This window comes from Streptomyces sp. TE5632, assembly GCF_054061295.1.
On record NZ_JBSSEA010000003.1, the window covers coordinates 1,145,784 to 1,164,640 of the forward strand.

An 18,857-nucleotide genomic window follows, 5' to 3' on the forward strand; every position below is an offset into this window, starting at 1 on the left:
TGGCTCAGGGCAGTTCCCCCCGGCTGCGCGCGTTGGCGTACGCGGTCGCCGCGCGCAGCCGTTCGGCGGGGGTCGCCCGGCGCAGGGCGACCGGCTCGGCGTCCCACTCCCGGCCACCGCCGTACGGTCTCAGCTGGACGTATGGCCCCTCGTGCCCCATCACGATGCCGACCCGCTCGGTCCGGGTGTCCACGACGTACACGCCGACCGGCGGTTTCATCGCGCCGCCGCGGCCGTCACGGCCGCGATCCGCCGTGCGGTGTCCACGGAGCACCGCCCCAGGTCGACGAGCGGACAGGGCGCCTCCCGCGCAAGACTCACCGGGTCGAGCCCCAGTGACGGCAGGGTAATTCCGGCCTTCGCGAGTAACGCCCGCAACTCTTTCACCACTTCCTCCGCTTCTTCGACGCAGGGCGCCGAGTGCTGTGCCTTCACCCTGATCCCCTTCTTTTCGGCATTCACGCTTCCGGTCCTTAAGGTGCCCGCCGGAACCTACACTCGGAAGGGGGTTGCACCCTACAAGTAAGGGGTTGCACAAAGCCGCTGAGAAAGGGGTCAGCAATGGCCAACGGTTCACGCCAGGCGGCATGGGAGTTGTTCGGCACGGAACTGAAGCGCCGCCGGGAGGAGTCGGGGTTCACGCAGGTGGAGCTGGGTGCGCGGGTGTTCGTCTCCGGCGGCTACATCAGCCAATTCGAACAAGCTATCCGGAAACCCCAACTGGACGTGGCCCAACGAATCGACGACACACTGCAAACCGACGGTATTTTCGAGCGACTGTGCAGGAAGCTGATCAACGATCGCCGGTACGCGGACTACTTCGCAGAAGTCGTGGAGCTGGAGAGGCTGGCGACAAAGGTCTGTGAGTTCGCGCCCACACTGGTTCCGGGCCTCCTCCAGACGGCGGCATACGCCCAATCGGTAACCGTGGCAGCCAACCCGTTTGTCACCGATGAGTACGTTGCGGAAAAGGTTGCCGCTCGCTTGGAGCGGGCCAGCATCCTCAGGGACGCAACACGCCCCGAGTATTGGGTCGTTCTGCACGAGAACACGCTGCGCATGCCCGTAGGCAGCCGGGCAGCCATGGCTGAACAGTTGGAGCACATCGCGCTGCTGATGCGTGAGCGTCACGCGGTGGTGGCGGTGCTGCCGTACTCGGAAGGAGCCCACCCTTCCATGGGCGGGATGCTTTCGCTCATGGACTTCGACGACGCGCCGCCCATCGCCTATACAGAGACATCGTTTTCGGGAACATTGGTCGATGACCCGGCCGTGGTGAAGCGGGCGCAGCGCGCATACGATCTGCTCAGGGTCGCCGCGTTGTCGCCGGAGGCGTCCCTGGCCCTGGTCGAGTCGGCGGCGGAGGACTTCAGACGATGCGCGAGTACGACCTGAGCGAGGCACGCTGGCGCAAGAGCAGCCACAGCAACGGCGAGGGCGGCAGCTGCGTCGAAGTCGCCCACGACTTCCCCGGCGCCGCCCGCTGGCGCAAGAGCACCTACAGCGGGGGCAGCGGCGGCGAGTCCTGCCTCGAAGTCGCCGACGGCCTCCCCGGCGTCGTCCCCGTCCGGGACAGCAAGGTGGCCGACGGGCCCGTGCTGGTGGTCGGGGCGGCGGCCTGGACGGAGTTCATAGGCGCCGTCGATTCCACCGGCGAACGCCCCGCCGGGGACCGGTACCGCCGCAAGCCTCTCCCCACACCCACGACCAGGACATCCACACCGGGTTCCCGCTGACGCACACCCATTGCCAGCGCACCACCCACTCACACCCTGGTCGCGGCGACCTCGTCGAGGACCGTCTCGCCGACCGTCGGGACGTCACCCCGTGTCCTCAAAGGCCCGGAAAAGACGGTGTGGGCAGAGGTCACGACGGGTGGCCGTGCGTGAGCCTCTCGTACACCGTCACTCTCCGGCCGCGGACCTGCTCGTCGGCCACCGTCGTGAAGTACTTCCGCAGCGTGGAGATCTTCGTCTTGTCCCGGACCGAAATCGTCGGCTTCGACACCTCCGCCGCGTCGGTGACGAGAACGATGCGCTGTCGGGAGAGTATCTCCGTCCGGATTCGCGCAGGGCCCCACTCCACGCCCTTCAGCGTTCTGGAACGCTCCGGGGTCTCCTCCAGGGCGATGTCCTGGAGGCCTGTGAACGCGTGCGGGGAGACCATCCTCGTGTCCCGCCGCGCCGCCGGGACGAAGAGCACGGCGTCCTCGGGCTCCTTCAGCCGCTCCACCTGCGCCGCCGCTGCCAGGACGTCGTCCACGCGGCTCTGCGGCGAGCGCTTCACCAGCGCCTGTGGCAGCAGAGCGGCCGACGCGACGGCGAGCGCGACGGGAAGGACCCACCGCGACGCGCTCCACGACCGCCGTGACACCGCCCGCACGAGTTCGCCGAGAACGACACCGATCATCAGGGCCAGGCCCAGCAGGCTGAACAGGACGTACCGGTCCACGAACAGTGGCTTGAACAGGGAGATCCCGACGAGACCGAGCTGCGGAACCGCAAGCAGCGGCAGCCCGACAGTCGCTGCCGAAAGCCGTCCCACCCGGGGCCGGTCCAGAAGGGTCCCGAGGCCGGCGATCGCCAGCAGGACCGCCGGCCCGATCAACATGTGCCAGGTCAGTGGCGGTATCCAGGACACCTGATCGGACTGGGCCCGACTGAAAAGGATCAGCGGTGCGGCGCCTGCCGTTGCGGCCGTGGATGACACGGCCCAGTGGGCCCACGTCCCGCGCGCGACACGTGCCCACGTCAGAGTCGCCAGGTGCGCGGGCAGAACCAGCAACGAGAGCCAGTTCAGCAGGCCGCACACGAGGATCGTGCAGCCGTAGACGGCCCAGCACGCCCACCGGTCCCGTCGTGCCTGCAGCATCGCCACGAGCAGCAGTGTCGAGAGCCCGGCCCCGGCCGCCACCAGGGCGTACGGACGGCCCTCCTGGAGGTAGAACTGCACGGAGGGGAGCAGCCCGAACACCATGCCTCCGCCCAGGCCCACCGCACTCCCGGCCAGCCGCCGCCCGAGCGCCGCCACACATGCCGCTCCCACCGCGACGGCCAGTACGGAGGGCAGACGTAACACCGTGATCGAAGGACCGAAGCACTCGAACAGCCCATGCATGAACAGGTAGTAGAGACCGTGCACGACGTCGACGTGCTCCAGCATGCGCACTATCTCGCCGGTGGGCCGGAGAGCGACCTGCCAGGTCGCGGCCTCGTCCCGCCAGACACTGCGCTGCCGGGACAGCCCCCACAGGCCGAGCATGACGGTCCAGAGGAACGGAATCAGCCAGACAAGAACGCGGCAGCGCCGAGGACGGACAGCCGTTAATTTCGTCAATGTTGGTCCGCCCCCGGCCAGCCAATTCCACGCGATCGTTCGCACAATGTGGTGTTCGGCGCGAATCCGAGTGGCGGACAGGCCGGCAGCACGGACGCGACCTTACCGGGAAGGCCCACTCCGCACGCCCCGTGTGAGGCGGCTCACGGGAGCCTCCGGTGGCGCCGACTCCGTTGCCTGCGGAGGCCTGGAGGTGGAGACGGCGGTGCAGGAAGAAGGCGGGGCAGCCACGGACCACCTGAGGGCGACGCTTTCGCGCCAATAACGGCATCGAATTGGCGGAATCCGAGGCGTGATTCCTTGAGAGCCGGAGCCACCCCCATCCAGCCGGAGTGAAATTGCGATTGACGTCGAGGGACTGTCGAAGAGTTTCGGCACACGAACGCTGTGGCGTGATGTCAGCCTGACGGTCGGTCGTGGCGAAATGGTCGCCTTCGTCGGTCCGAGCGGCTCCGGCAAGTCAACCCTCCTTGATGCTCCAGCAGGGTTTCGCTGTCCGAGCTGCGGGTTTCGCCGGGCGGCTGGAGTACTAGGACGCGGTGACTGCCGCCCTGGGGGCGTCGGCGAGCCGCAGGCCTAACTCCACGAGGGTCCAGCCGAGACGGGCCCGGAGGGCCCGGGGGCGTCCGACGGAGGCGGCGCGGCGGTACGCCTCGGCCTGCGCGCGGAGTTCGGTGTCGCGGGTGCGGTGCAGCGCGAGGTGGGTCTCGGAGTGCATCGGGCGGCCTCTCAGTCCGTGCGGGTGGGGATGACGTGTGTGTGAATGCGCACCTGCTCGGCGTCCGGGGTGCCCTCGTCGAGGGCCAGGACCCGATAGCTCTCCATGAGCTCGTACATCTTGTCTCTGAGTTCACGGGCGAGTTCGGGGGTGAGGCTCAGCGTCCAGTCACTCATGTCCGAGGAGCGTCTCCACTGCTCGGACCAGTCGTGGCGGGTACCGAGCCAGGTGGCGAGTTCCCGGGTGTGGGTGTTCGCGACCTCGTGCAGGAACAGGTCGGCGGCGCCGCGCACCTCGGGGTCACGGTCCTCCAGCAGCGTTCCGTCGAACAGCACGCCCCGGTGGACCGCCTGCCACCACCGCTCCCGCCCCTTGCCGCGCTCCGGCGCGTCCTCGACGAAGCCGTGCACGGCGAGCTGACGCAGGTGATAGCTGGTCGCGCCGCTGGACTCACCCAGTTTCGCGGCCAGTTGCGACGCCGTGGCCGGCCCCCCGTGCCGTAGCGCGTTCAACAACCGCATTCGCAAGGGATGTGCGAGCCCACGCAGCGAGCGGGCGTCGAGACTGTGGAGCTGCGGGTCCTGGGAACCGTCCATGACGCAAACGGTAGCCCTCCAAAGAACCCATTGCAACGCTTTCTTTGCAACGGGTTCTTTGGATGCTGCCGCACCGTGGCCGCGCGGCCACGAGTGGATCAATAGTTTCCGGTGGCGAGCGGTTCGCCGTCCTTGTCGTACACGGCGACCAGTCCGTTCTCGGGTTCGTAGCACGACGTGAACGCCGAGGCGATCAGCGTTCCTTCACCCGTGTGCGGGCCGGCCAGGCCGCCGGAGAAGTCCGTGAAGACCTCGGCCGAGTCGAGGATGTCGTTGCGCTTGTCGGCACCGGTCACCTTGGTGACGTGCTTCACGGCCTCCTTCTCCGTGGGCGTGCCGGACTCGGCGACACAGGCCCGGAACTCCTCGGCCTGACTCTTCGCCCCCTCCCCCGGTTCACCCTTGGTGGACTCCTCCTTCGCTCCTTCGGCAGCAACGGCCCTGTCCTTCCTGCCGGTGCCCGTGGAGTCGGAGCCCCCGCTCATCACGGCGGCGGCGACGACGATCAGGCCGAGGACGCCGGCACAGCCGAGGCCCACGGCCTTGCCGACGCTGTGCTTCTTCGGTGGCTGGGGCGCCGGAGCACCTGCCGTCTGATGAGAGCCGCCCCATCCGGGCTGCTGCTGAGAGTGGCGCTGGCTCACGGGGCTCCCCCTTGAGGTCGTTCACGTTGTTCGCGTGTACGACCCGCGAGGATGTGGAGCAGTTGTGCGCGAACGGTTCAATTCACGCGTTTGCGGGTAGAGCCGTCGAAGCGTACGAATACAATTCATCGAAGCGGGCACCACGGAGCGTCACCCCATCTCCCGTCTCCCACCGGGCTGTTGGTCCGACGTGAGGATGAACTGGCTATGGCTCTGTTGGCGTGACATTTCGGCGGGGGTACCACCGAGGCGGGCTTCGGAGCGGTCTCCTGTGAGGTAGACCGACATCCCTGGGAGACTCACGTGACCGCCTCCGCTTACGAGTTCGGCACCAACCACCGTGCCTTCGTCGACCCCTACGCCCTCGACGGGAGCGGCTTCGGTGACTACCAGCTGACACCGCCGCAATCCGGCGAACGGCTGGACATCGCCATCGACCCGCAGGACCGGCGCCGTCTGGAGCTGCACGCGGCCCTGACGGCGGCCGGCATCCCGCCGCGGCCCGAGGACCGCGAGGCCATCGACCGGCTCAGCGCCCTGCCCGGCAACATCAACAGCACGATCCAGCGCTGGCTGGCCCACGCCCTCTGAGCGACGGCTTCGCCGGTCATGGTGTGCCCGGTGCCACCAGGCCCGACTCGTGTGCCACGATGACCAGTTGGACCCGTTCGCGGGCCGCCGGCTTGCCCATGATCCGGCTGACATGGGTCTTCGCCGTGAGCGGGCTCAGCCTCAACGACTCCGTCACCTCGGTGTTGTTGAGCCCGCGCGCGACCAACGCGAGTACTTGCCGCTCGCGGTCGGACAGGCATTCGGAGCCCGCCGTCACCGGCATCGCCGGACTGCGCGGGAACCGCTCGATCAGCCGCGCGGTGGGTCCCGGCGACAGCAGCGCCTCCCCGGCGGCCACGGTGCGGACGGCGTCGAGGAGTTCGGCGGGCCTGGTGTCCTTGGCCAGGAAGCCGGAGGCGCCGGCACGCAGTGCGTCCACGATGTTCTCGTAGGTGTCGTAGGTGGTGAGGACGAGCACCTTCACCCCGGCGAGGTCCTCCTCGGCGGCGATCAGCCGGGGGCCTCGATGCCGTCGAGGCCGGGCATCCGGATGTCCATGACGACGAGGTCGGCGCGCCGGGTGCGGGCCGGTTCGGCCGTTTCGCGGCCGGTGGCGGCCTGGCCGACGACCTCCATGTCGGACGCCGACTCGACGAGCAGGGCGAACGCCTCCCGTACGAGGGTCTGGTCGTCGGCGAGCAGTACGCGGACGGTCGTGCGGTCCGGGTTCCTTCCCCGACGGTGGCGGCCGTGGCGTCCGTGAGGGCGGGATTGGTCAGCGGCGGGGTCGCGGTCACCTGGAAGCCGCCTGGCGCGCGGGCTCCGGCGTCGAGTGTGCCGCCCACGCTGCGGGCCCGTTCCCGCATCCCGACCAGCCCGAATCCGGGGACGCCGCCCGGGTCCGATCCGGTGCCGTCGCCGGTGACGGACAGGTGCGGGGCGCCGTTCTCCGTGCGCAGGTCGACGCGGCCGGACGGCTCGGGGCCCGCGTGCCGGACCGCGCTGGTCAGCGCCTCCTGCACGATGCGGTACGCGGCGGCGCCGACGGCGGGCGGGACGGCGCCGAACCGGCCGGAGTGCTCGACGCGGGCGCCCGCCTGGCGGGCGGCCTTCACCAGGTCGGGCACGCCGTCGAGGCCGGGCAGCGGGCCCCGGGCGTCGCCCGCGCCGTGCTCCCGCAGCACCCAGGGTGGTGCGGAGTTCGCCACGGGCCGTCCGGCAGGTGTCGGCGATGCCGTCGAGGGCCTTGGCGACGGTCCGCCGGTCGAGCCGGCCGGGGTCGGCGGCCAGGACACGCGCCGCCCGAGCAGGACCAGCACGGCGGGCAGCGGGGTGGTCATCGCGATCAGCGCGGCGAGCACGCCGATCATGCCGACGGGGCCCATGCCGCTGCTGCTGAGGTCGGCGGCGACCAGGCACAGCAGTCCGGCCGCGACGGTGCCGGAGGAGGCGAGAACCGCCGGCCCGCAGCCGCGCAGGGCACAGTGCGTCGTCGCCCAGTACGTGTCATTGCGGCCCCCGTGAGACGGGCTCCCCTCCGGTCCGGTGTCTGGATCGGTATCCGGACTCCCGGCGGAAGGGGCCCACTTCGTCAGGCGTGAGGCCGGGTCGAGCGCTACTGCGTGAGGCGGTCAAGAAGCCGGGTCACTCCCCAGGGAGCAACCCGGCCATGCTCCGCTCGTGTCACGGAGAAGAGCGTTGTCACGCGGAGTCCCCCGACGAGGGGGCCGGTCGGTGGGCAAGCTCTGTGGCGGTCGCCCACAGGGCGTTGAACGTCCTCACTTGTCCGTCGACCCGGCGACCGTCCGCATCGAGTCGGGTCTGGATATTTCCCTCCTGCCGGTCCGGCTCGAACTCCAAATACAGTTCGCTGTCGAAGATCACGACGTCCCGCGCCACCACCGACCTCGGTCTCGCCCCCTCCGGAAGCGGCAGGGTGAGGACCCGCACGCCGATGCCCGTGTCACGCTGGGCCTGGCAGAGTCTCGTGAACCGTCGCATGAAGTCCGGGTTGTCCCTCTCTTCCTCCTTGATCATGAAAAGCCTCTGGATCGTCACACCTCGAGCACTCATCGCCTCGGCTTGGGCATCCAGGTACGGGCCCGCCGAGTCCGTGTTCCAGAAAGGCTGGTCGACGGAGCTGCTGGTGGCGTGGATGGTGCGCCGGGCGCATTCGGTGAGCCTGATGAGCCACTCGTTGTTGTCCCGCGGCCAGTGTGCGGTCATGCCCGTCAGGTCGGTGACGACAGAGGCAAGGCTCTCCACCTCGGACCGGGCGAAGGCCTTGACGATCTCCGGCCCCTGCTGCCCCACTCGGTTCAGACTCTTGATGAGCCGCCTGGCATCGCTGGTGCTCATACCTGCCTGATCCAGCTCGCTCAGCAGCCCTGCCGCCTCACTGAGTTTGTTGAACTGCGCTTCGAGCTCCCGGCTCTGTTCCCTGTGACCGGTCTCGACCGTCCCCAGCCGCTGCTCGAAGTCGACCATGTACTGCACAATGAGTGCGGAACCGCCGATCACGACGGAAACCGCGATCTTCCACAGTTCGTCCCCGGACTGGTTCACCAGGTTCGTGAGCACGTAGGCAACAGTGCTCACCACGATGGTGACAAGGATCTTGAGCACGATGGGCGCGACGCGCAACCCGCCCGCGGCCGGGCCGGGTGTGGGCGGTGCTCCGTGCATATCCGTCTCCCCCCGTCAGGTGTCCACAGCATGATTCCCGGTCAGTGCCGAGTCGGCACCTCTACGAGCAACTGAAGGGTATGCATTGCCAGTTGATCGCGCATGCGCTGAACCAGGGCCCGCCACTGCCGGGTGAAACCGGGGTGGTCCTCCAGGGTGTCCCAGAGCGGAACGAGCGTGCGCGACACACGGGCCCGCGGCATCCACAGATGCAGCAGGTGATCGACGGCGGGCCGGAGTGCCGTGACGACGCCACGATGGTCCTGGCCCGCTTCGGGCGTCGGCCGGGTGCGGGGCTGCCCGCCGCCCGGCCGGATACCGTCGAGGATGCGGACGACTGTGGTGAGCAGCCAGTCGTGCAGGGCGAGATCGTCGCACAGCGTGGCGATGTCGGCGCTGGGGGTGCCAACGGGGACGCGTAGCCGCACCGTGCGCAGTTCGTCCTCGGAGAGGGTGAACCGCTCGATGCACGGTGCCTCGTCGCGCTCGGTGGACACAGCCACCCAGCGCAGCCTGGTGGGGCGGGACTTCAGAGGCGGGCGCTGGTCGAGCAGGGGGTGGCGCAGCACGCGTGTGAGCAGTCCGTCGGCGACCAGTCCGACGTCGAGTTCGCGATGCCGGCCACCGTTCAGCAGCCCCTCGGCGACGGCCTCGTACGGTAGTTTTCCGAACGGCTCGACCAGTCCGGGGCGTACGAGGTAGTGGCCCCAGGGTTGTCGGTGGTCGGGCCCGGCGGCAGGGATTCGGAAGTGGGCGGAGCTTTGCAGGACGCGCCCCTCTGTGAGAGAGGCCCGCGCGGCAACGGTGCCGACGGCCCGGACCTTGGCGCCGTTGACGCTGGGCAGGGCGCAGTCGACACCGGTGAGGATTTCGGAGGAACGGCCGTAGAGATTGGGGCGTTCGGAGAGCAGGACCCGTTCGTCGCCCCGCAGTTTGAGGAACTGGGCGGCGGCACGGCTGTCGAGAGGCTGGAGGACGGGCAGCAGACAGGTGCGGACCTCCCCACAGGTGAGCACGACGGGCGGTGGTCTCTCCCCCGGCGTCATGTCACTGCCCCGCGTAGAAGACGTAGGAGATGCGGTCGGTCACCGAGGCGGGGACGGCCGCGTCCTCCCGGGCGGAGCGGTCGGCGGCCTGGGCCAGTGCCTCGGGGTCGACCTCGATCTGGTCGAGAATCACGCGGACGGCGTGCTCGACGGCCAGGAAGTGGTGGGGCAGCACCGAGCAGGTCCGGTAGGCGGCGAACGGGTCCGCCCGGGGGTTGAGCCGGACCAGCGCGGGCAATTCGTCCCATTCCTCGGGGAAGTCGGTGAGGGTGTGCGGCTGGGGCACGAGCACGGCCTTGCCCTCGTTGCGCAGCAGTCCGAGGCGGGCAAGCTGCCACACCGCGGCAAGGAAGGGGCAGGACCAGGTGCGATGTCCGTCGGGGCCCTCGTCCCACAGTTCGACGTCCGCAAAGACGGAGTGGCGGCGGGCGGCGGTTTCCTTGGGCGGGGACCAGGCGGCGGCCTTCTTCATGGCCTGCGGGACGCGCATGACGGGCCCGCGTTCACCGTTGGCAAGCCAGCCGGTCTGCGCGGTCGGCGGGCGCAGGCCGTAGCTGCCCGGCGGTGGCTCCTCGACGATCCGCCGGGCCACGGCTTCGGCGACCGGCACCTGCCCCGCGACGGCGCAGCCGGACTCGCGGGCCAGGTAGTCGACGTCAAGCCTGGCCCGTCCGGCCTCCTCCAGCAGCATGGGGACGACCTCGGCAGGCCCGGCGAAACGTGCGAAGTAGTCGTCGACGAGGAAGCACGTGCTGATCCGGGGGCGCTTGCCACCGGCCTCGGCCGCCGCAGCGGCACGTGCCGCCTCCGCCCAGGGGCGTACGCGTTCGAAGCGCTGCCGCAGGTGTCCCGGACCGGCCTCGAAGTCCTCCATGTAGAGGTGGCCGAGTTCCAGTGAGAGGTGGGACAGCGGGACCGCCTGGGTTCGTGGCTCGGCGGCCGCCTCGCGGAACACCGCCTCCGTCACGGCCGCCCCCAGCAATCCTCGTCGGTCAAGCGCCGCGCGATCTCCTCCAGCACCTCCAGCGTCTCCTTGTTGGCGATCTGGGTGGAAAACACATCCTCGTCGGTGATCAACTGTTCGCGCCACTGCAGGATGGGTTCCAGGGGTACGACGCCGAGCACCACGCTGTCCCCTATGCGATGTTCAGCGGCGAGTCGGCGCAGCGCCTCGTCAGAGGACTGCATCCAGGCTGCCTGGGCGGGCGAGCCATGAGACCACAGCGGCGAATCCGGATGGGGTACGGCTGTCCGCACGAAGCGGACAGCACCCCGAAGTTTTTCCTCGTCGTGCCCTCGTTCGACACCACCCTTGATGATCCCGTGGTCCCCGTGGACGAGACCTGCGGCGGCCATCACGTGCTGCCGGGTCCAGCGGTGGAAGACCAGCCAGCGGAATGGGACGTGCCGCATCCGGGGGTGTGCTGTCGCGGTGAGGAGCATGTCGACCGCGTAGCTCCGGCCGGCGCTCAGGTCGACGACTATGAGGTCGAACTCGGCGTTCAGCCGTAACAGCAGATCGACGCACCGCTCGAGGGCTTCCTCGCCGGTGGCGAACTCGCCGCCGCCGACGTCGCCGGGAAACAGCACCAGGCGGCCGGACTGGTTCGGCCGGGCCCGCAGTCGGGGATGCTCGGTCTGCCGCCAGACGTCGATCCTGGCCGGCTCAGTGACCGTGTCCTCCAGGTAGGAGTGCAGGCCCCGCTCCTCGGTGCCGCGCATGGCGCCCGGTACGTCGAAAACGGCGGCGGCCGTGGGCGAGCCGAAGTCGAAGTCCACGTAGGCCACGTGGTCACCGGTGAGGGCGCGCTGATAGGCCAGATTGGCGCTGGTGACCGAGCGACCCGTACCTCCTTTGTCGGAGGCGGCGAAGACGAGCACGGTTCACGTCTCCTCTGCGGCAGCACCGCGAGCCTGGGCCAGGGTGTCGAGCTCCTGGAGCACCGGCAGGGCCAGCGCGAACGCGGCGGCGGGCCGCTCGTCGAGCAGGCCGCGGGCGTGGTCCAGGCGGTTCTCGATGCTCCGCATGGCCCGTCCCCGGCTGCCGTCGGCGGTGGTGGATGCCTCCAGTTGTTCCTTGCCGAACAGGTGGGTGGCCTCGCTGATCAGTTCGCGGGCCAGCTCGGCCAATTCGGGACTGCGGATGGACTGCTGCTCGTACAGACCGCAGGCTGCGACCAGACATTCGGTGACACGCTCGGTGATGCTCCAGGAGAGGCGCCGACCGACGGCCGCGTCCGGGAAGACGGCTGCCGCGTTGTCCCAGAGACCGGCCCCGTCGCCGTCCTCGATCCGCCGGTCCCACAGGTGCTCGAACGCCTGCTCGCCCAGACGGAGCAGGCGATCCTGTGCCTCGATGTTCCGGGAGAGTACGGCGAGTTGGATGATCCGCTTGAGCAGTTGTGCGGAGAAGTCGGTCATCCGCCACTCCAGCGGCGCGCCGGACCGCTCGGACCCGGCGAGCGGCATGGTGACCCCTGGGTTGTGCGGCGGGATGGTGGGGTCGTCCCTGGTCATCCGGCTGGTGACGCGGCCTCTGTCGGCGAGGCGCTCCATGATGGCGACGGTGCGGGTGAGGTCGTCGTCGGTCGCCTTCCGGCGGACCAGGTCGTGGACGAGGATGGCCGCGACGGCCAAGGAGAAGTACTCCGACTCCAGCCGCAGGCCGGTGGTCTGCCAGGGGAGGTTCTCCAGGGGCCGGCGCTCGGCGCCGAATCGGGCGACGGCCGACCAGTACTGCTGGCTGAGTTCCCAGCGCAGGCGTAACGCCTCGGCGAGTTTCTGCTGGTCGGCGTCGAGCAGCCCCAGCGTGAGGGTGCGCTCGGAGAACAGGCCCTGGATACCGTCCAGGGCGACCACGGTGAAGTACACGTGGGGCAGCCGGTCGGCGATGCCGTCGGGCTGGCCGGGCGCCTGGACGCTCAGGTCGGTGACGGTCGGCGCGTCCTTCACCACACTCCAGGCCCAGCCGCATTCGAAGAGCCGGCTCTCGTCCCGGATGCTCTCGTCGACCTGGATGCCGCGGCTGAGGCTTTCGATGATCGTGGCCCGCAGCGGCCGGAACCGGCGGGAGAACTGCTGGAGCACGGCCCGGTCGGACTGTCCGCCCTGTCCGATGACCTGAATCAGCCGCCGGCCCTGTTCGGACTCCGCGTCGAAGACGTTGACGGTGAAGGAACGCAGCAGGCTGATCATCGCGGCGGTCAGTCTGCTCCTGGTGGTCTCTCTTAGCTCACCGACCGCCCTGCGCATCTCGGGCCGGGTGGTGCTGTTCTCGTGGACCTCGAGGAATCCCAGGGTGGCGAGGCAGAGCGTGACGGACATGGAGTAGGAGTCGACGACGCCCAACTGGCTCTGTTCGTGGGTGGGTTCCCGCTGGGGGTCATCCGTCCTGAAGTAGTGCCCACCGGCGAAGGTGGGGCTGCCGTCCGGCCCTGTGTGGGTACGCATGAACTGGGCCAGCACGGTGATCAGGTTGCGAGGGATCTCCAGTCGGCCGCCGATCCGCTCCAACGCCCCCAGGACGTCCCTCTCCGTGCTGTCGGGCTGGTCGAGGCGGAACGCGGGAACCTCGGTGGCGGGGTACAGCAGGCAGAGCAACCGCTCCGCGTCCGCGACGCTGCTCAGTCCTCCGGTGTCCCCCCAGACTGGTTTCCCGTCGTCGAACGAATGGCGGGCCGCTGCCCGCCAGATGTCCAGCAGACGCTGCCGCGGCTTGATCTGCACCCCGTCCCCCCTTACCGGCCCCCGCACTTCCACGGAACGGCCATCCAAGAACTACCCACTCACCGGAATCCGCAAGCCAGGATGATGGACGTGTAGCCCGGACGCACCTCCCCCGGCTTGCCGATCCTGTAGGTCTGCACGGAGTCGGTGAAGCGTCTGATGCTGGCGTCGATGTCCGCCTGGCTGACGTCGCATGCCGGGAACCAAGTTCTTCCCAGTCGATATCCGTCACTATGTTCCATGAAAGCCGCGGCGAAGGGCGCCCCTGGAGTAAGTTTTTCCAGAAAGTGTTCAACTGCGCAATGGAATTCCCTGGTGGAGGTGGAAACGGACTCCGCGACGAAGAACATAGTCCCCATCTGCCACCTCAACCGCCGGTCGACGGGATTCAATATGTCACCCTGCTCGATCTGCGCAACTTCACGCAACCGCGCCCAAGGCCCGCCAGGAACTGACGCGTAGGCGTCGTCCAGGCACAGCTTTCGCCAGAACTTTTCCCAACCGTCGTCATGTCCGTCCATCTGCTGCTGCAGATAGTCAAGGTTGGACTTCGACCGGTCCAGCAGAGTTATCCGGGCACACCAGGGCAGCATGGAGAGGGCAGGATAGAGATTGGCACCGGCACCTACGTCGATCCCATGGATCAGCGGCTCGGAAATGTCACGAAAATGATTACTGAAGTGCGCTCGGATGATCGATATGATCGTCTCGTCGACGGAGAGTAATCTACTGTAGTTCTCCTGAACGTAAAGCGTGGGATCGAATTTTTCCCACCGCGCCTCCGCGTTCATCCCTGCCTGTTCTTCCGGTGATCCCAAAGGCATGCCCCACGGTATCGATGCGGTGAGTCCCCTGCTTCCCCTCCTCCTGGCCCGCTTCGGTGCAAGGAGGCAAGGGGGCGCACGGCAGGCATCGACACCGGACACTTGATCCGGGGACTTGAACGGTCGGAGGCACCAGGCAATTCTGGTTCGATGCCAGCACTTCGCCCCCCGTCCGTCCGGGTACGCAACGTCGTCGGGCAGGACATGCCCGACCTGCTCCGCTTGGATCGGGAAGTCTTTCCCGATGACCCGATGCCGTACTCCATCCTGCGCCAGTTCGTGGACATGTTCGCAGACCACCTGCTGGTAGCTGAAGACGACGACGGCCGACTGTGCGCATACGTGCTGGCCACTCCGCCGAACAAGGGGCGGAGCTGGGTCGTCAGTCTCGGGGTCGCCTCCGCCATGCGCAGGCGGAGGCTGGCCGAGCAGCTGATGCTGGAATCGCTGAAGAACTTGCGCGCCGAGGGCGCACACACCGTCCTGCTCTGGGTCGAGCCGACCAACAAGCCGGCTACAGCGCTCTACGACTCCCTCGGGTTCGTACCCGACCGCGAGGGCCCCCGTCCGGACCACTTCGGCCCTGGCGCCGACCGCATCCTCATGACCCTGCGCACCAACCCGTAGCCCGCATCCGCGGTGAGGTGCCGTGGTTCGCGGCACCGGACCCCGCCCGGCCCGGAGACCGGCTGCCGGTCAGGACGGTGTCCGGGCCGCCGTCAGCAGGCGGGTCACGTCGTCCGAGCAGATGGTGAGGGCTGCGCCCACGGTGGCCAGGGCGTCGCGTTCGGCGGGGGTGTAGGGGCCGTCGGCGAGGGCGACGCGGGCGCCCTGGAGGAGGATGGATTCGCGGCCGGGGGCGGCGAGGTGAGGGGCCAGTGGGTCGAGGGCCTCGTGGAGTTCGATGGCCAGGCCCGCCGTGCAGGGCTCACCGGTGAAGCGGCCGGTGTCCGCCTCCAGTGCCTCGACGAGGGCGGCCAGCTGCTCCTCCGTGCAGTCGTCGAAGCCGGCAGCGCGCACCCCGGCCGCGGCCGTCTCCAGGGAGGCGCGCGAGGAGATGCCGCCCGCGGTCAGGACCGCGAGGGCGACGGTGTGGACGGCGTCGCGGAGCATCGCGGAGAAGCGGGTGGTCGTGGGGTGGTCCAGGACGTCGGTGCCGAAGTGGCGGAGGCAGGCGGCGCACTCGACGGTCGGTGCGGACGCGCCGCGCGGCAGCACGGGCACACCGAGCAGGGTGAAGCGGCGGCGCCCGGTGAGCCGCTGGTAGTTGCGGTCTCCGCCGCAGCCGGGGCAGAAGAACTCCCCGTCGCCGACGGCCGTCCACGCGGTGCGCGTGCCGAGCAGCCGCGAGAGTCTGGCGGCAGCGGCATGGCCGTCGGGTCCCCGTTCTGGCAGCACGTCGCACCTCCGTCAACGCCACAGCATCATCGCCGCGCTTGCGTGATGTTAGCCACATCGAGGAGTCTTCGTCAGCATCTCGGACGAGACCTTCCCGTGACCTGCACAGGGATTGGCCGGTAACCGACGGGGTCCCGCCCGCCACAAACGGCGGGCGGGACCCTCGGACTTCTCGGAGCGGCTGTTCAGCGGGCCGCCCGGTTGACGGCCGAGACGACCGCCTTCAGCGAGGCACGCGTGGTGTTCGCGTCGATTCCGACGCCCCACAGGACCTTCTCGCCGATGGCGCACTCGATGTAGGAGGCGGCCTGCGCGGAGGCGCCCTCGCTCATCGTGTGCTCCTGGTAGTCGAGCAGCCGTACGTCGATGCCGATGGACTGCAGGGCCGCGAAGAACGCGGAGATCGGGCCGTTTCCGCTGCCGGTCAGCACGGTGGGCTCGCCGTCGACGGTGGCCTCGACGGTGAGCGTGTCGACGCCGTCCCGGTCGGTGGTGGACTGGCCGTTCCTGACCTGGATGCGACCCCAGGCGTTGTCCGGGTTGGGCAGGTACTCGTCCTGGAACACCGACCAGATGTCGGCCGGGGTGACCTCGCCGCCCTCGGCGTCCGTCTTGGCCTGGATGATCTTCGAGAACTCGATCTGCATGCGGCGCGGCAGGTCCAGCTTGTGGTCGTTCTTCAGGACGTAGGCGATACCGCCCTTGCCGGACTGCGAGTTGACGCGGATGACGGCCTCGTAGGAGCGGCCGACGTCCTTGGGGTCGATGGGCAGGTACGGTACCGCCCACTCGATGTCGTCGACGGTGACGCCCTGGGCCTTCGCGTCGGCCTCCATGGCGTCGAAGCCCTTCTTGATGGCGTCCTGGTGGGAGCCGGAGAAGGACGTGTAGACCAGGTCGCCCACGTACGGGTGGCGCGGGTGGACCTCCATCTGGTTGCAGTACTCCCACGTGCGACGGATCTCGTCGATGTCGGAGAAGTCGATCTGCGGGTCGACGCCCTGGGAGAACAGGTTCATGCCCAGGGTGACCAGGTCGACGTTGCCGGTGCGCTCGCCCTGCCCGAACAGGCAGCCCTCGACGCGGTCGGCGCCGGCCATCAGGGACAGCTCGGCCGCGGCCACGGCCGTACCGCGGTCGTTGTGCGGGTGGATGGACAGGCAGACGTACTCGCGGCGGGACAGGTTGCGGCCCATCCACTCGAAGCGGTCGGCGTGGGTGGAGGGGGTGGAGCGCTCGACGGTCGCCGGCAGGTTGAGGATGATCTCGCGGTCCGGACCGGGCTGGTAGACGTCCATCACCGCCTCGCAGACCTCCAGCGCGAAGTCCAGCTCGGTGTCGGTGAAGATCTCGGGGCTGTACTGGTAGCCGAAGTGCGTTTCCGGGCCCAGCAGTTTCTCGGCGTACTCCACGACCAGGCGGGTGCCGTCGACGGCGATCTGCTTGATGTCGTCCCTGGAGCCGCGGAAGACGACCCGGCGGAAGACCGGCGCGGTGGCGTTGTACAGGTGCACGGTGGCGCGGCGGGCGCCCTTCAGGGACTCGACCGTACGCTCGATCAGGTCCTCGCGGGCCTGGGTCAGTACGGAGATCGTGACGTCCTCGGGGATGGCGTCCGGGTCCTCGATGATGGAGCGCACGAAGTCGAAGTCGGTCTGGCCGGAGGCCGGGAAGCCGACCTCGATCTCCTTGTAGCCCATCTTGACCAGCAGGTCGAACATCGCACGCTTACGGGCGGGCGACATGGGGTCGATCAGGGCCTGGTTGCCGTCGCGCAGGTCGGTGGAGAGCCAGCGGGGGGCGGTGGTGATCCGCTTGTCCGGCCACGTCCGGTCGGGGATGTCCACCTGCTCGTAGCGGCCGTACTTGTGGATCGGCATGGAACTGGGCTGCTGGCGGTTGGCCATGGTGCGTGGGCTCCTCGAGGGTCCGCGGTGATCCGGGATGAGACCGGAAGGGACGGCCGACGGCGCAGCGCCGAACTCCGCGGGGAGGGGGTCGGCCTACTGCAGACCCTCACCGCGGCAGCTAAGGAGAAGCAGCCCGAAAAGCATGATGCTGCGCAGCTTAACCGAGACACAGGCCCGTGCGAGCGTCCGTATCAGTATGCGGGACCAGAGGGAGGAACGGGACAAAAAGTGCCGTATACCACTCCAGGACGCCCGGTCACGGGGATCGGCCGCACTTTTCATCCATCATGGTTGCGGATGGTGACAAAGGGGTCACACGGTGCGAGGGTGCCGGACATGACCGCCAACGGGGGCTTCGAGCCCGTCTTCTGCACCATCGTTCCGCCGCACGTCCTCGACCGGCTCGCGCAGGCCGAGGACCCCGCACTCGCCGGACCCGCCCGCCGCACCCTCCAGCGCGACGCCTACGAGCGCACCCAGCGCCGCCTGACCACGGTCGTCGGCGCCGCCGCCGGCGCCCCGCCCGCCGCGGCCGAGTCCGGCAAGCCGCACCGCACCGTCCACGACGCCCGGCACGGCACGAAGCTGCCGGGGACGGCGGTCCGCCGGGAGGGCCAGGAGCCCGGCAAGGACGCCACCGTCAACCGCGCCTACGCGGGCCTCGGCGCCACCTTCGAACTCTTCCTCAGGGCGTTCTCCCGCGACTCGATCGACGGCGCCGGGCTGCCGCTGGTCGCGACCGTGCACTACGACCGGGACTACAACAACGCCTTCTGGAACGGCGATCAGATGGTCTTTGGCGACGGGGACGGGGAGATCTTCCTCGACTTCACCATCCCCATCGACGTCATCGGCCACGAACTCGCGCACGGCGTCACCCAGTACACCGCCAACCTGGACTACTTCGGCCAGTCCGGCGCGCTCAACGAGTCGGTGTCGGACGTCTTCGGCGCCCTGATCAAGCAGTACACGCTCGGCCAGACCGCCGGCGAGGCCGACTGGCTGATCGGCGCGGGGCTGCTCGCCCCGCGGGTCACCGGCAAGGCGCTGCGCTCCATGAAGGAACCGGGCACCGCCTACGACGACGACGTCCTCGGCAAGGACCCGCAGCCCGCGACGATGGACGACTACGTCCGCACCGGTCGCGACAACGGCGGCGTCCACATCAACTCCGGCATCCCCAACCACGCCTTCTACCTCGCCGCCACCACCCTCGGCGGGCACTCCTGGGAGCGGGCGGGGCAGGTCTGGTACGACGTGCTGACCGGCGGCGAGCTTTCGCAGGACGCGCAGTTCACGGACTTCGCGACGCTGACGGTGCAGGCCGCGCGGGCCCGGTTCGGGGAGGGCGAGGAGCTGCGGGCGGTGTCGAAGGCCTGGGAGCGGGTGGGGGTGCGGACGCTGTAGTTCCGTACTAGACAC

General features: G+C 68.9%; 19 protein-coding genes and 4 pseudogenes. 6 read left to right on the forward strand and 17 right to left on the reverse strand.

All coding sequences use genetic code 11. The annotated features are described in order from the left end of the window. Positions 1 to 4: 4 nt before the first annotated feature. Together ACVW19_RS10410 and ACVW19_RS10415 are read right to left on the reverse strand one after the other, a co-directional pair. Positions 5 to 220 carry a hypothetical protein gene (locus ACVW19_RS10410; protein WP_457458627.1) on the reverse strand — a complete coding sequence of 72 codons (216 nt, stop codon included), beginning with the start codon at positions 218 to 220 and terminating at the stop codon, positions 5 to 7. Beyond that, positions 217 to 435 (reverse strand): hypothetical protein, encoded by a 219-nt coding sequence (locus tag ACVW19_RS10415; RefSeq protein ID WP_457464532.1) that lies wholly within the window; start codon positions 433 to 435, stop codon positions 217 to 219. Before ACVW19_RS10415 ends, ACVW19_RS10410 begins: the two co-directional genes overlap by 4 nt. Positions 436 to 561: 126 nt before the next feature. On the opposite strand from ACVW19_RS10415, the gene ACVW19_RS10420 reads away from it, so the two are divergent. After that, a complete protein-coding gene (locus tag ACVW19_RS10420) occupies positions 562 to 1,395 on the forward strand; it encodes a helix-turn-helix domain-containing protein (RefSeq protein WP_457458629.1) in 834 nt (277 codons plus the stop codon). After that, positions 1,377 to 1,643: pseudogene (locus ACVW19_RS10425) on the forward strand (DUF397 domain-containing protein); the annotation flags it as partial. The gene ACVW19_RS10420 and the pseudogene ACVW19_RS10425, both read left to right, overlap by 19 nt. Before the next feature lie 223 nt (positions 1,644 to 1,866). Here ACVW19_RS10425 and ACVW19_RS10430 read toward each other — a convergent pair. Further along, entirely contained in the window at positions 1,867 to 3,261 is a 1,395-nt protein-coding gene (locus tag ACVW19_RS10430; RefSeq protein ID WP_457458631.1) for a glycosyltransferase family 39 protein, read from the reverse strand. 478 nt (positions 3,262 to 3,739) lie between these two features. Here ACVW19_RS10430 and ACVW19_RS10435 point away from each other — a divergent pair, with 478 nt between their 5' ends. Continuing rightward, entirely contained in the window at positions 3,740 to 3,916 is a 177-nt protein-coding gene (locus ACVW19_RS10435) for an ATP-binding cassette domain-containing protein (protein ID WP_457464534.1), read from the forward strand. Here ACVW19_RS10435 and ACVW19_RS10440 read toward each other — a convergent pair. The 3 genes from ACVW19_RS10440 to ACVW19_RS10450 form a co-directional block, all read right to left on the reverse strand. Next, complete coding sequence (locus ACVW19_RS10440) at positions 3,866 to 4,054, reverse strand: hypothetical protein (protein ID WP_457458633.1); 189 nt, start codon at positions 4,052 to 4,054, stop codon at positions 3,866 to 3,868. The two genes, ACVW19_RS10435 and ACVW19_RS10440, sit on opposite strands and share 51 nt — an antisense overlap. 11 nt (positions 4,055 to 4,065) lie before the next feature. Then, a complete protein-coding gene (locus ACVW19_RS10445; RefSeq protein WP_457458635.1) occupies positions 4,066 to 4,650 on the reverse strand; it encodes an ArsR/SmtB family transcription factor in 585 nt (194 codons plus the stop codon). Positions 4,651 to 4,748: 98 nt separating this feature from the next. Beyond that, the gene (locus ACVW19_RS10450) at positions 4,749 to 5,294 is read right to left on the reverse strand and encodes a hypothetical protein (RefSeq protein WP_457458637.1); all 546 of its coding nucleotides are present in this window, start codon (positions 5,292 to 5,294) and stop codon (positions 4,749 to 4,751) included. Positions 5,295 to 5,597: 303 nt separating this feature from the next. On the opposite strand from ACVW19_RS10450, the gene ACVW19_RS10455 reads away from it, so the two are divergent. Then, positions 5,598 to 5,885: a hypothetical protein gene (locus ACVW19_RS10455; protein ID WP_457458639.1), complete on the forward strand. Its 288-nt coding sequence runs from the start codon at positions 5,598 to 5,600 to the stop codon at positions 5,883 to 5,885. A 16-nt stretch (positions 5,886 to 5,901) separates the two neighbouring features. Here the strand turns inward: ACVW19_RS10455 and ACVW19_RS10460 are convergent. The 9 genes and pseudogenes from ACVW19_RS10460 to ACVW19_RS10500 form a co-directional block, all read right to left on the reverse strand. Beyond that, positions 5,902 to 6,548: pseudogene (locus ACVW19_RS10460) on the reverse strand (response regulator). A gap of 23 nt (positions 6,549 to 6,571) precedes the next feature. Next, positions 6,572 to 7,148: pseudogene (locus ACVW19_RS10465) on the reverse strand (sensor histidine kinase); the annotation flags it as partial. Between the two features lie 38 nt (positions 7,149 to 7,186). Next, positions 7,187 to 7,441 (reverse strand): annotated as a pseudogene (locus ACVW19_RS10470) (MMPL family transporter); the annotation flags it as partial. 106 nt (positions 7,442 to 7,547) lie between these two features. Continuing rightward, positions 7,548 to 8,531 carry a DUF6879 family protein gene (locus tag ACVW19_RS10475; protein WP_457458641.1) on the reverse strand — a complete coding sequence of 328 codons (984 nt, stop codon included), beginning with the start codon at positions 8,529 to 8,531 and terminating at the stop codon, positions 7,548 to 7,550. A 41-nt stretch (positions 8,532 to 8,572) separates the two neighbouring features. Beyond that, positions 8,573 to 9,577, reverse strand: a complete 1,005-nt coding sequence (locus ACVW19_RS10480; protein WP_457458642.1) for an SCO2521 family protein — start codon at positions 9,575 to 9,577, stop codon at positions 8,573 to 8,575. A gap of 1 nt (position 9,578) precedes the next feature. Continuing rightward, the gene (locus tag ACVW19_RS10485) at positions 9,579 to 10,544 is read right to left on the reverse strand and encodes an SCO2522 family protein (protein ID WP_457458644.1); all 966 of its coding nucleotides are present in this window, start codon (positions 10,542 to 10,544) and stop codon (positions 9,579 to 9,581) included. Continuing rightward, the gene (locus tag ACVW19_RS10490; RefSeq protein ID WP_457458646.1) at positions 10,541 to 11,458 is read right to left on the reverse strand and encodes an SCO2523 family variant P-loop protein; all 918 of its coding nucleotides are present in this window, start codon (positions 11,456 to 11,458) and stop codon (positions 10,541 to 10,543) included. Before ACVW19_RS10490 ends, ACVW19_RS10485 begins: the two co-directional genes overlap by 4 nt. 3 nt (positions 11,459 to 11,461) lie before the next feature. Beyond that, positions 11,462 to 13,303 (reverse strand): SCO2524 family protein, encoded by a 1,842-nt coding sequence (locus ACVW19_RS10495; protein ID WP_457458648.1) that lies wholly within the window; start codon positions 13,301 to 13,303, stop codon positions 11,462 to 11,464. 59 nt (positions 13,304 to 13,362) lie between these two features. Next, positions 13,363 to 14,094 carry an SCO2525 family SAM-dependent methyltransferase gene (locus ACVW19_RS10500; RefSeq protein WP_457458649.1) on the reverse strand — a complete coding sequence of 244 codons (732 nt, stop codon included), beginning with the start codon at positions 14,092 to 14,094 and terminating at the stop codon, positions 13,363 to 13,365. Positions 14,095 to 14,277: 183 nt separating this feature from the next. Here ACVW19_RS10500 and ACVW19_RS10505 point away from each other — a divergent pair, with 183 nt between their 5' ends. Next, positions 14,278 to 14,754, forward strand: a complete 477-nt coding sequence (locus ACVW19_RS10505; protein WP_457458650.1) for an N-acetyltransferase family protein — start codon at positions 14,278 to 14,280, stop codon at positions 14,752 to 14,754. Positions 14,755 to 14,823: 69 nt separating this feature from the next. Here ACVW19_RS10505 and ACVW19_RS10510 read toward each other — a convergent pair whose 3' ends face one another. Next, on the reverse strand, positions 14,824 to 15,525 hold the full coding sequence (locus ACVW19_RS10510) for a TerB family tellurite resistance protein (RefSeq protein WP_457458652.1): 702 nt from the start codon (positions 15,523 to 15,525) through the stop codon (positions 14,824 to 14,826). Between the two features lie 185 nt (positions 15,526 to 15,710). Next, complete coding sequence (gene leuA, locus ACVW19_RS10515) at positions 15,711 to 17,432, reverse strand: 2-isopropylmalate synthase (protein ID WP_457458654.1); 1,722 nt, start codon at positions 17,430 to 17,432, stop codon at positions 15,711 to 15,713. A 339-nt stretch (positions 17,433 to 17,771) separates the two neighbouring features. Here leuA and ACVW19_RS10520 point away from each other — a divergent pair, with 339 nt between their 5' ends. Continuing rightward, positions 17,772 to 18,842, forward strand: a complete 1,071-nt coding sequence (locus tag ACVW19_RS10520; protein WP_457458656.1) for a M4 family metallopeptidase — start codon at positions 17,772 to 17,774, stop codon at positions 18,840 to 18,842. The last annotated feature ends 15 nt before the right edge of the window (positions 18,843 to 18,857 follow it).